Consider the following 11,727-nt stretch of genomic DNA (forward strand, 5'->3'; position numbering starts at 1 on the left):
CGTCATTTGCGCCGCCGCTCGTGCAACGCGACGGTCGCGCCGTCGATGACGGGCGCGCCCTGCTTGATCAGGAAGTCGCGGAACAGCCCCGTCACCTGCGAGATGCGCCGGTCGGCGAGCGTCACCACCACCCATTCGCGCTCGATCGGGTTGCCGGGATACGGCAGCTGGCCCAGCAGCCCGGTGCGCAGCTCGAGCGCGCAGGCGTGCAGCGACAGGAACGCGACGCCGAGCCCGGCCTCGGCCATCTGCTTGATCGCCTCGTTGCTCGACAGTTCGGAGCCCACATGAAACTTGTGCCCCGACGACTTGAACAGGCTTTCCACGGTGGTGCGCGTGCCGGCGCCGCGCTCGCGCACCAGCAGGTGCGCCGATTCGAGATCCTTCAGCGACACGCGCTTGCGCTGCATCAGCGGATGCGCGGGCGACGCGACGAACACCATCGGATGCTTCGCGAACTCGACCGCATGCGTGCGCAGCTCCTTCGGCGGGCTGCCCATCACCGCGAGATCGATTTCATGCGTGGCGAGCATGCGGATGATGTCCTCGCGGTTGCCGACCTTGAAGTACGTCTTCACGTGCGGGCGCGTCGCGGTGAACTTCACCAGCAGCGGCGGGATCAGGTATTCCGCCGTGGTGATCGCGCCGATCCGCAGCGTGCCGCCGAGCTCGCCCGTGAGCGCCGCCACCTCGTCGCCCGCCTCGCTCCACAGATGCAGGATCTCGCGCGCATAGCGGGCGACGATCTCGCCGGCCGCGGTCAGCTCGACGCCGCGCCCCACCCGCTGCAGCAGCGCCGCGCCCACCGCCTGCTCCAGCAGCCGGATCTGCAGCGACACGGCCGGCTGCGTGAGGTTCAGCTCCTCCGCCGCGCGCGACACGCTGCCCAGCCGCGCGACCATGTCCAGCGCCTTCAACTGCCGGAAGGTCGCCGTCTTTCCGATAAGTGAATACATATGAGTCGCTTATAAACATTAAATTGTCTTAGCCGATTCGAAACTATATCGTCGTATCTCGAAATCTGTCATCCGAAACGAAACCCGCGTGGAGCATCCCATGGCCAACACTCTCTCACCCCCCGCAGCGGCGCACGCCACGCGTGCGCCGCGCATCGTGATCGTCGGCGGCGGCGCCGGCGGCCTGCAACTGGCGACGCGCCTCGGCGATACCGTGGGCCGGCGCGGCCTGGCGGAAGTCGTGCTCGTCGATCGGTTTCCGACGCATTTCTGGAAGCCGCTGCTGCACGAAGCGGCGTCCGGCCATCGCGACCCGGCGAGCCACACGATCGAGTATGCGGCGCAGGCGAAGCGCCATGGTTTCCAGTTCGTCCAGGGCGACCTGCAATACGTGGATCGCGCGCAACGCGTCGCGACGATCGGCGCCGTGCTCGACGCCGACGGCTCGGAAATCCTGCCGCAGCGCGACGTGCATTACGACGACCTGGTGCTCGCGGTGGGCAGCGTGACGAATTTCTTCAACGTGCCGGGCGCGGCCCGCCATGCGCTGCCGCTCGAGAACGTCGAGCAGGCCGAGGATTTCCGCAGGAAGTTTCTCGCCGCGTGCGCGAAGGCCGATCATCTCGCGCAACGGCAGCCCGAGCAGCCCGCGCCGCCGGTGTGGATCAACGTGATCGGCGCGGGCGCGACCGGCGTGGAGCTGGCCGCCGCGCTCCGGCACGCGAGCAACCAGCTCGCCGCGTACCGCTTCAAGGCGCTGACGCCCGATCGCGACGTCCGCATTCGCCTGATCGAAGGCGCGCCGCGCGTGCTGCCGGTGCTGGACGAACGGATCTCCGCGCGCACGCAAGCCCAACTGGCGCAGTTGCACGTCGACGTGCTGACCGACACCCGCGTGGCGGAAGTCGGGCCGGACGCGGTCACGACCGCGACGGGCGAGCGGCTCGCGAGCGACATCACGCTGTGGGCCGCGGGCGTGGCCGGCCCGGCGATGCTGCGGCTGATCGGCGGCGTCGCGCTCAACCGCGCGAACCAGGTGATCGTGACCGACACGTTGCAGACGCCGGACGATCCGCACGTGTATGCATTCGGTGACTGCGCGGCGTGCCCGACGGCCGGCGCGCACGGCTTCCTGCCGCCGCGCGCGCAGGTCGCGCACCAGCAGGCCGTGTATCTGAGCCAGGCGTTCGCGCGCCGCCTGGCCGGCAAGCCGGTCGCAGGCTTCACGTTCCACGATGCGGGCACCGTCGTGTCGCTCGGGCAGGCCGGCGCGATGTTCCAGACGGAATTCGGCGTGCGCTCGCGTTCGCTGATCGTCGACGGTCCCGCCGCGAGCGGCTTGTACAAGTTCCTCTATCGCAAGCACCTGTTCAGCGTGCACGGCGTGACGCGCGCACTGCTGCAGGCGCTCGGCCACTGGCTGCAAAGCCGCAACCAGCCGTCGATCAAGCTGCATTGAGCCACGCGCATGCGACGCATGCGCGGCGTGCATGCGTCGCATATCGCGCCCGCGCGGCCCGATATGCGCACCGATCCTGTGCGGGATGCCGACATCCATGCACCATGATCGACGCTCGAACGAACGTATTAGCGGAACCCTATGAATCGGCTAAAAAGATTAATTGGTTCTGTATTCCGTTTCGAAGCTAAGGTGTGGCTTTCCCGTCAGCGGGCGGATCGTCACTTCCTTGGAGAGGACATTCCCGTGGTCATCGAAGCCATCGTCACCAGACTCGACGCAGCGTTTGAACAGATCGAAGCAACGCCGGACTCGCGGGAATCACAGCAGCAGCGCGAGACGATCAAGCAGTGGCTCGACCACGCTTCGGCGCAGGGCTACCGCCTCGGCCTCGTCACGACGTTGCCCGCGTCGCGGCTCAGCGCGATGTTCGAGGGGCAGTTCGGCTCGGCGCGCCTCGACTGCTTCTCGGTGGTCGTCGCGGATGCGCGCCAGGCGCCCGTCGGCGCAAGCCAGCATCCGTTCGACGTCGCGCTGCAGGCGCTCGGCGTGCCGCGCGAATGTGCGGCGGTGGTGGCCAGCAGCGAGCCGGAACGCCGGGAGGCCGAGGTTTACGGCATGTCCCGCAGCGTGCGGATCGCTGACGTCGCGCGCACGGCCGCGCCGCTGGGTCATTGCTGAACGGAAGGAAACAGGCCGCCCGCCGCACCGTCGCGTGCGCACCGCGCGCTTGACACGCGCAGAACGGCCGGCCGTATGATGCAAATTTGCATCATGCCGGGGGCCACATGAATTGGGACGACGCACGCGTTTTCGTCGCGCTGCATCGGGAACGCACGTTGCGCGCCGCCGCGCGCGCACTCGACATCGACCAGGCCACCGTGGGCCGCAGGCTTGCCGCGCTCGAGCACGCGCTCGGCGCGACGCTGTTCCTGCGCACGTCGAACGGCTATGCGCTGACGCCCGTCGGCAAGATCGCGATTCGCGCGGCCGAGGCCATGGAGCAATCCGCGCACGATCTCGTGCGTCATGCGCAAGGCGTGGACAAGCGGCTCGCCGGTGAGGTGAAGCTGTCGACCACCGACGCGCTCGCGCAGGAATTCGTGATGCCCGCGATCGAGCGCCTGCATGCGAAGCATCCGGACGTGTCGGTGATGCTCGACACGACCACGCAGGTGCTCAACCTCGCGAAGCGCGAAGCCGACATCGCGATCCGCACCGTGAAGCCGCGCAATCCGGACTTGCTCGCCCGCCGTCTCGCGAGCTGGGAAACGGGGCTGTTCGCGTCGCGCGACTACGTGCGGCGCCACGGCGAACCGGTGCCGGGCGAGCGGTTCGCCGGGCACGATCTCGTCGTGTACCAGCCGCACCTCGCGAAGATGGCCGTGCCCGCCTTCGTCGGCGAACCGCTGGCGGGCGGCCGCATCGTCGCGCGGCTGAACACCAACCTGACGCTGCGCGCGGCGATGAAGGCCGGGCTCGGCATCTGCGAGATACCGGTGCCGATGGGCGAACGCGACGGCCTCGTGCGGATCTGGCCCGACCGCTCGGGCGATGCGCGATACGAGATCTGGCTCGTCACGCATCAGGACCTGCGGCACACCGCGCGGATTCGCGTGACGATCGACGAGATCGTCGCCGCGTTCGGCGGATAGCGGCCGGCCCCTGCGCGTCACTCGCTCGCCGGCACGCGCGACACGACGCGCTTCAGCACCCAGCGAATCGACGAGCCGTCGGCCGGCGGCTGCGCAACCTTGTATTCGTCGATCTGGAGTTCGTAGCGGAAGCCCGGCTTGAAGTCGAAGCCTTCGATGCCCGCGTACCACAGGCTCCATGCGCCGTCCGGCCGGTCGCGCACCTGCAGGCACTCCATCGGCGCGACGCCGACGCAGCGCGCCGTCTTCGGCGCGACGTAGACGGTTTTCGTGACCGGTTGGCCGTCCGCCGGACGGGTGGTGGATGCCTGCACGTTGCCTCCGTGGGTTTCACAAGCGGCGAGTGCGGCGGCACCGGCCAGCGTAGCCGTCAGCGTGATCGCGCGAATAATTCGATTCATTCGACTCTCTACCTTGCGGTTTGAAAAGGCATCTGACTGCGCGCCTGCGCGCAGGTTCCGGTACGGGGGCGGCCGAACTTCAGCTCGAGCCATCGACGACTATTGCTGCGAGAGCATCAGGTTCAGGTTCTGAACCGCGGCACCGGATGCGCCTTTGCCAAGATTGTCGAAAACCGCGGACAGCAGGACGTGCCCGTGCTCCATGTTGGGAAATACGCTCAAGCGCATGTCGTTCGTACCATTCAGCTCTTGCGGATCAAGGTGCGTCAAGGCGCACGATTCGTCCAGCGGCAAGACATGGACGTGGGCCGCCTCGGCATAGTGGCGTGCAAGGCATGCGTGTAACGTGGCGCCGTCCACATCGGGCGCCAGCAGCCGCAACGCCAGGGGCACCGTCAGCACGATGCCCTGGCGGAACGCGCCATACGCGGGGACGAAGACGGGACGCTGCGCGAGGCCCGCGTGCTGCTGGATTTCCGGGGGGTGCTTGTGCGCGAGTTCCAGACCATAAACCTGGTATGCAGGCGCGTTGACGGCACCCTGCCGCTCATGTTCCTCCACGCCGGCACGCCCGCGTCCGGAGTAGCCGGATACCGCGTGAATGCTCACCGGGTAGTTGTCCGGTATAAGCCCGGCTTGCAACAGAGGACGCAGCAAGCCGATTGCACCGGTCGGATAGCAACCGGGATTGGTAACCCGTCGTGCGTTCGCAATGCGTTCGGCCTGTCCCGCCGTCATTTCCGGAAAGCCGTATGTCCAGTCCGGATGCGTGCGGTGGGCGGAGCTTGCGTCGATGACTCTGACGGCAGGATTGACGATGAAGTCCACGGCCTCGCGTGCGGCGGCATCGGGCAAACAGAGGATGGCAATGTCGCAGGCGTTGATGGCTTCTGCGCGACGCCGCGGATCTTTGCGTTCTGCAGCGGCAAGCGTGACCAGTCTGAGGTCGGTCCGGTTGCGCAGCCGTTCGTGTATCTGCAACCCGGTGGTGCCCTGGTCGCCATCGATGAAAACAACGGGAGAGCTCATACGTGGAATACTCCGCTGACTTCAGGTTGTAATGGATAGAACGAGCCCCTATGTTCAACGGGCCGCCAGAATAGAGAAAGTTGAATTTCATAACGTGTATATTCAGTTTTTCTGAATCGGGACGCCGACATGCGAGAGATCAGCCTGGACCGCTTGCGCACTCTGGTCGCCATTGCCGACCGTGGCTCGTTTGCCGATGCAGCGCGTGCATTGCACCTCGCGCCGCCAACGGTCAGCCTCCACATCGCTGAACTCGAAGGCCGCATTGGGGCGCCACTCCTGTCACGCAAGCGCGGACATGTCAGGCCGTCGGCGATAGGCGAGGTGCTGGTGGAGCGCGCGCGTCGACTGCTGGCCGATGCGGAGCGGGCGTTGGACGACGTCGAACGCCAGGTGCAGGGGCTCGGAGGGCGCGTGCGGCTCGGTGCATCTACCGGCGCTATCGCACACCTGTTGCCGCAAGCGCTCGAGGTGCTGCGCCAGCACCATCCCGGTATCGACGTTCAGGTGGCAGTCCTCACTTCACATGAAACGCTGTCCAGACTGGCGGATGGAACGCTGGATGTCGGGCTGGTCGCACTGCCCCAGCCCCCGGTGGCCGGACTCGCGATAAAGCCTTGGCGCCGCGACCCCGTGATGGCCTTCGTGCCGGCGCATTGGCGGTGTCCGGCCCGCGTCACGCCTGAATGGCTCGCCGCCCAACCGCTCATTCTCAACGACGCGACCACGCGTCTCTCGCGTCTGACCACGGAGTGGTTCGCGGCCGGTGGGCACCATCCTGCGCCGCGCATTCAGCTCAACTACAACGACGCGATCAAGAGCCTGGTAGCGGCAGGTTACGGCGCCGCGCTGTTGCCTCATGAGGCCGCTACGCCATTACCCGACGAGCGCATCGTCATGCGTCCGCTGCGCCCGGCGTTGTGGCGTCGGCTCGGCATCGCCCATCGCGCGGGGCACATCGAGCGTTCCACGCAACACGTACTCGATGTGTTGTGGGATCTGCGATTGGCGTAGGCATCGCCACTTTCCGCTTTGGTACATGCTCGCCGGGACCCGCCTTTTTGCACGCCACGACGAACGAATGGCCGGTTTGTTGATATTGACTGACCGGGCCGGGTCGAACGGCGGCATCCACGAAAATCCGCGAAGAATCCAAAAAAAGCCCGGAAACCGACGTTCCCGGGCCAGGAGACCACCAACGATGATGATGGCGGAGGAAACAACGCCGTTGTCGATGCCGCTCAGATCGCCCAGCCACCCAGATAGAACACGACGAGCACGACCGCGATCGCCACGGTGCCGACGTTGAGCTTGCGCACCTCGCCGCTCGCGATGCGCCCGATCACGAGCGTCGAGAAGCCGAGCATGATGCCCGTCACGATGTTGGCGGTCAGCACGATGAACACCGCGCACACCAGGCCGGACATCGCGTCGACCATGTCGTCCATGTGCAGCTTGCTCACGCTGCCCAGCATCAGCAGCCCGACGTACATCAGCGCCGGCGCGGTCGCATACGACGGCACGAGCCCCGCGAGCGGCGAGAAGAACATCACGACCAGGAACAGCAGGCCGACCACCGCGGCCGCGAGGCCCGACTTCGCGCCGGCCGCGACGCCGACGCTCGACTCGATGTAGGCCGCCGCCGGCGCGCCGCCGAGAAAGCCGGAGAAGATCGAGCTCACCGAATCCGCGGTGAGCGCGCGGCCGCCGTTGATGATGCGGCCGTTCTCGTCGAGCAGGCCCGCCTGCCCCGCGACCGCGCGGATCGTGCCGGTCGCGTCGAACACGGCGGTCATCACGAGCGCCAGCACGCTCGGCAGCACCGCGAGCGACAGCGCGCCCCTGATGTCCATCGCGCCGATCAGCGACGCGTGGCCCGGCGCGCTCAGCGAAGGCAGCGCGAACACGCCGCGGAACTTCACGGCCGGATCGAACGCGAGGCCGAACACCGAGATCGCGATCACGACCAGCAGGATGCCGCCCGGCACGCGGCGCTTTTCCAGCCCGAAGATCGCGGCGAGGCCGATCACCGACATGATCACCGGCAGCGCGGTGATCTGGCCGAGCGACACCGGCAGGCCGGCGCCCGGGTTCTTGACGACGAGGCCGACGTCGTTCGACGCGATCAGCAGCAGGAACAGGCCGATGCCGATCCCCGTGCCGTGCGCGACGCCCGCGGGCAGGTTGCGCAGGATCCACGAGCGCACGCCGGTCACCGAAATGCCGGTGAACACGAGCCCCATCAGGAACACCGCGCCCAGCGCGACCGTGGGCGGCAGGCCCTTGCCGAGCACGAGGCCGAACGCGGTGAACGCGGTCAGCGAGATCGCGCAGCCGATCGCGATCGGCAGCCTGGCCCACAGGCCCATCAGCAGCGAACCGAACGCGGTCGTCAGGCAGACGGCGACGAACACGGCGCTCGTGTCGAAACCGGCCTTGCCGAACATGCCGGGCACGACGAACACGGAATAGACCATCGCCAGGAACGTGGTGATACCCGCGACGATTTCGCGGCGCTGCGTGCTGCCCCGCGCGGAAATGCCGAAGTATCGATCGACGACGCCCTTGGCGCCGAACTCTGCTTCCGCGCCGACGCCGGCGACCGGCTGCACCGGGGTATCACTCATGAGCTTGCTCCTTTATCAGCATGCTGAAACGGCCGCCGTGGGCCGTCGTCAGGTTTGTCTCGTATCTAATCTAATGGTGGGTTCGGCAACGTCGTGGGGACGGGCGAGCCGTTGTGCGTCTCGGCGCTTCGGGGGCGTCGGCGGAAGGGGTACGCGCCGTGCGGCGCGCTTGCCTGCGAGCCCCGTCATCTGCATTTGCCGTAGCGAAGGGTAGGCGAACAGAACATCGCGTCCCATTGGGCGACGAGCATGCAGCGCATGTCGGCGCGCTTATATCGGCGTAAAACGGGGCTTCGTCGCCGCGGAACGCGTGTATACGCCTAGTGCGATTCCGTTAAGGCGACTATTCGAGTGCGGGATCGGTCGGACGAAATCCGGCGCGCGGGCGATCGAAGCTTACGATTGCCGTACGCACGCGCCCGCCGGGCGGCGCTCGTCGATGCGCGGTTTCCCCCGCCCCCGCTTGCTAGAATTCGCCGCCTGGGCATCGACGGCGAGCGTACGTTTTGACGGATTTCGAGCAGGGTTTCATCCTCACCCGCCACTGGCGGGACACCGCAAGCGGCGTCGACATCGAGTTCTGGCTGGCAACCGAACGCGGTCCGCGCCTGGTGCGGCTGCGCCCGCAGGAATCGGTCGCGTTCATCCCCGCCGCGCAGCGCGACGCCGCCGAGCGCGCGCTGGCCGGCGAAAGCGACGCCGAGCTGCGTCCGCTCGCGCTGCGCGACTTCCGGCAGCGCCCGGTGGCGGGCCTCTATTGCCGGCGCTATCGCCATCTGGCCGCGCTGCAGAAGCGCCTCGCCCGGGCCGGCGTCGACGTGTACGAAGCCGACGTGCTGCCGCCCGAGCGCTACATGATGGAGCGCTTCATCACCGCGCCGGTGCGGTTCCGCGGCGTGCCGGCCGACGACGGCGCGCTCGCCGACGGCGAGCTGAAGGCCGAGGCCGGCTACCGGCCCGCGCTGCGCTGCGTGTCGCTCGACATCGAAACCAGTGCGCATAGCGAGCTGTATTCGATCGCGCTCGAAGGCTGCGGGCAGCGCCAGGTGTTCATGCTCGGGCCGCCCAACGGCGATGCGAACGGCCCCGACCCCGATTTCGACCTCGCCTACTGCGACAGCCGGCCCGCGCTGCTCGCGCGGCTGAACGACTGGTTCGAGCAGCACGACCCCGACGTGATCATCGGCTGGAACCTGATCCAGTTCGACCTGCGCGTGCTGCTCGCGCACGCGGAGCAATATCGCGTGCCGCTGCGGCTCGGGCGCGGCGGCAGCGAGCTCGAAGGGCGCGCGCACAGCCAGCACCCCGACCATTTCTTCGCGGCGGCGCCCGGCCGGCTGCTGATCGACGGCATCGACGCGCTGAAATCCGCGACCTGGACCTTCCCGTCGTTCAGCCTCGAAGCCGTCGCGCAGGCGCTGCTCGGCGAGGGCAAGTCGATCGACAACCCGTACCAGCGGATGGACGAGATCCAGCGCCGCTTCGAGCACGACAAGCCCGCGCTCGCGCGCTACAACCTGAAGGACTGCGAGCTCGTCACGCGCATCTTCGCCAAGGCGGACCTGCTGTCGTTCATGCTCGAACGCGCGAGCGTCACGGGCCTCGCCGCCGATCGCACGGGCGGCTCGGTCGCGGCCTTCACGCACCTGTACCTGCCGCGCATGCACCGGCTCGGCTACGTCGCGCCGAACCTCGGCGACGTGACCGGGCAGACGAGCCCCGGCGGCTTCGTGATGGATTCGCGGCCCGGCCTCTACGATTCTGTGCTCGTGTTCGACTACAAGAGCCTGTACCCGTCGATCATCCGCACGTTCCTGATCGACCCGGTCGGGCTGATCGAAGGCCTCGCCGATCCCGGCGACGACGCGTCCGTGCCGGGTTTTCTCGGCGCGCGCTTCTCGCGCACGCGCCATTGCCTGCCGGACATCGTGCGGCGCGTATGGGACGGCCGCGAGCTCGCGAAGCGCCAGCGCAACGCGCCGCTGTCGCAGGCGCTGAAGATCATCATGAACGCGTTCTACGGCGTGCTCGGCTCCACCGGCTGCCGCTTCTTCGATCCGCGGCTCGCGTCGTCGATCACGATGCGCGGCCACGAGATCATGCACCGCACGCGCGAGCTGATCGAGGCGCAGGGCTACGAGGTGATCTACGGCGACACCGATTCGACCTTCGTCTGGCTGAAGGGCCCGCACGACGACGAAGCGGCCGCGCGCATCGGGCGCGCGCTCGTCGAGCACGTGAACCGCTGGTGGCAGACGCAGCTGCGCGAGCGCTTCGGGCTCGACAGCGCGCTCGAGCTGCAGTACGAGCGGCACTATCGCCGCTTCCTGATGCCGACCGTGCGCGGCGCGGACGAAGGCAGCAAGAAGCGCTACGCGGGCCTCGCGCAAGCCGCGGACGGCGGCGAAGACGTCGTGTTCAAGGGCCTCGAGACGGTCCGCACCGACTGGACCCCGCTCGCGCAGCAATTCCAGCGCGAACTGTACCGGCGCGTGTTCAAGCGGGAGCCGTACCAGGATTTCATCCGCGACTATGTGCGCCGCACGCTCGCCGGCGAACTCGACGAACTGCTGATCTATCGCAAGCGCGTGCGCCGGCCGCTCAGCGAGTACCAGCGCAACGTGCCGCCGCACGTGCGCGCGGCGCGCCTCGCCGATGCGTTCAACGACGCGCACGGGCGGCCGCTGCAATACCAGCGCGGCGGCTGGATCAGCTACATGATGACGACGGCCGGCCCGGAGCCGCTCGAGGCGCTGCGCGCGCCGATCGACTATGCGTTCTACGTGAGCCGCCAGCTGCAGCCCGTCGCCGACGCGATCCTGCCGTTCCTGCGCGACGATTTCGAATCGGTCGTATCGGGGCAGGGGCGGCTGTTTCAGGGATAGCGAGCCGCGCCGCGCGTCACTGCTTCCACGGCGGCGGCGCGGCGGACAGCGTCGCGTTGCGCTCGGCCAGCGTGCGGATCAGCCCGTCGACGCCTTTCTGCTGGATCTCCTCGCGGAACTGGTGCCGGTAGATCTGTACGAGCCACACGCCCATCACGTTCAGGTCGTACACGCGCCAGCCGGCCGGCGAACGATACAGGCGGTAGTCGATCGCGACGGGCTCGCCGTTGTACATCGCGAGCGTCTTCACGACGATGTCGGTCTGGTCGGCCGTCTCGCGCAGCGGCGGATAGCGGAATTCCTGGTTGGGCGTCACGAGCCCGAGCGCGCCCGAATAGGTGTGGATCAGCAATTGCTCGAATTGTTTCGCGAGCGCGTCCTGCTGCTCGGGCGTCGCCTTCTGCCAGAACGGGCCCATCGCGAGCCGCGTGGTGCGCCGCAGATCCGTATAGGGCAGGATGTCGCGGTTGACGATTTCCCGGATGCGGGCCGTATCGCCCGGCTCGATCGCGCGCGAGCGGATTTCTTCCTGGATCTCCCGCGTGACGGAGCGGATCAGCGTCTGCGCGCTGGACTTGTCGTCGATTTCGGCGCGCGCCGTGTCGCAGCGGGCGGGCGTCGGCAGGGCGATGAGCGGCACGGCCAGAACCAGGGCCATGGCAACGGCGGCGATTCGCGTACGTTTGATCATTTCAGGTTCGACGAAGTGCAGGCC

At 67.6% G+C, this 11,727-nt stretch carries 10 protein-coding genes; 5 read left to right on the forward strand and 5 right to left on the reverse strand.

The window, feature by feature from the left end:
- Positions 1–2: 2 nt before the first annotated feature.
- Positions 3–956, reverse strand: a complete 954-nt coding sequence (locus ABFO07_RS27990) for a LysR family transcriptional regulator (protein WP_059808996.1) — start codon at positions 954–956, stop codon at positions 3–5.
- Positions 957–1,056: 100 nt separating this feature from the next.
- Here ABFO07_RS27990 and ABFO07_RS27995 point away from each other — a divergent pair, with 100 nt between their 5' ends.
- The 3 genes from ABFO07_RS27995 (at position 1,057) to ABFO07_RS28005 (ending at position 4,070) form a co-directional block, all read left to right on the forward strand.
- The gene (locus ABFO07_RS27995) at positions 1,057–2,415 is read left to right on the forward strand and encodes an NAD(P)/FAD-dependent oxidoreductase (RefSeq protein WP_059883625.1); all 1,359 of its coding nucleotides are present in this window, start codon (positions 1,057–1,059) and stop codon (positions 2,413–2,415) included.
- A 246-nt stretch (positions 2,416–2,661) separates the two neighbouring features.
- On the forward strand, positions 2,662–3,096 hold the full coding sequence (locus ABFO07_RS28000) for a phosphatase (RefSeq protein ID WP_124491723.1): 435 nt from the start codon (positions 2,662–2,664) through the stop codon (positions 3,094–3,096).
- 107 nt (positions 3,097–3,203) lie between these two features.
- Positions 3,204–4,070: a LysR family transcriptional regulator gene (locus ABFO07_RS28005; protein ID WP_059564343.1), complete on the forward strand. Its 867-nt coding sequence runs from the start codon at positions 3,204–3,206 to the stop codon at positions 4,068–4,070.
- A gap of 17 nt (positions 4,071–4,087) precedes the next feature.
- Here ABFO07_RS28005 and ABFO07_RS28010 read toward each other — a convergent pair whose 3' ends face one another.
- Both ABFO07_RS28010 and argC read right to left on the reverse strand, forming a co-directional pair.
- On the reverse strand, positions 4,088–4,471 hold the full coding sequence (locus tag ABFO07_RS28010) for a DUF4377 domain-containing protein (RefSeq protein WP_060028797.1): 384 nt from the start codon (positions 4,469–4,471) through the stop codon (positions 4,088–4,090).
- Between the two features lie 99 nt (positions 4,472–4,570).
- Positions 4,571–5,500 carry an N-acetyl-gamma-glutamyl-phosphate reductase gene (argC, locus tag ABFO07_RS28015; RefSeq protein WP_347468991.1) on the reverse strand — a complete coding sequence of 310 codons (930 nt, stop codon included), beginning with the start codon at positions 5,498–5,500 and terminating at the stop codon, positions 4,571–4,573.
- A 129-nt stretch (positions 5,501–5,629) separates the two neighbouring features.
- On the opposite strand from argC, the gene ABFO07_RS28020 reads away from it, so the two are divergent.
- The gene (locus ABFO07_RS28020; protein WP_059564340.1) at positions 5,630–6,514 is read left to right on the forward strand and encodes a LysR family transcriptional regulator; all 885 of its coding nucleotides are present in this window, start codon (positions 5,630–5,632) and stop codon (positions 6,512–6,514) included.
- Positions 6,515–6,741: 227 nt separating this feature from the next.
- Here the strand turns inward: ABFO07_RS28020 and ABFO07_RS28025 are convergent, their stop codons facing one another.
- Positions 6,742–8,127: an NCS2 family permease gene (locus ABFO07_RS28025; RefSeq protein WP_059564339.1), complete on the reverse strand. Its 1,386-nt coding sequence runs from the start codon at positions 8,125–8,127 to the stop codon at positions 6,742–6,744.
- A 506-nt stretch (positions 8,128–8,633) separates the two neighbouring features.
- On the opposite strand from ABFO07_RS28025, the gene ABFO07_RS28030 reads away from it, so the two are divergent.
- Positions 8,634–11,012: a DNA polymerase II gene (locus ABFO07_RS28030; RefSeq protein ID WP_059564338.1), complete on the forward strand. Its 2,379-nt coding sequence runs from the start codon at positions 8,634–8,636 to the stop codon at positions 11,010–11,012.
- A gap of 16 nt (positions 11,013–11,028) precedes the next feature.
- Here the strand turns inward: ABFO07_RS28030 and ABFO07_RS28035 are convergent, their stop codons facing one another.
- The gene (locus tag ABFO07_RS28035) at positions 11,029–11,670 is read right to left on the reverse strand and encodes an MlaC/ttg2D family ABC transporter substrate-binding protein (RefSeq protein ID WP_059883632.1); all 642 of its coding nucleotides are present in this window, start codon (positions 11,668–11,670) and stop codon (positions 11,029–11,031) included.
- Between the last annotated feature and the right edge of the window lie 57 nt (positions 11,671–11,727).

Source organism: Burkholderia stagnalis (assembly GCF_039848545.1).
GTDB classification, from domain to species: domain Bacteria; phylum Pseudomonadota; class Gammaproteobacteria; order Burkholderiales; family Burkholderiaceae; genus Burkholderia; species Burkholderia stagnalis.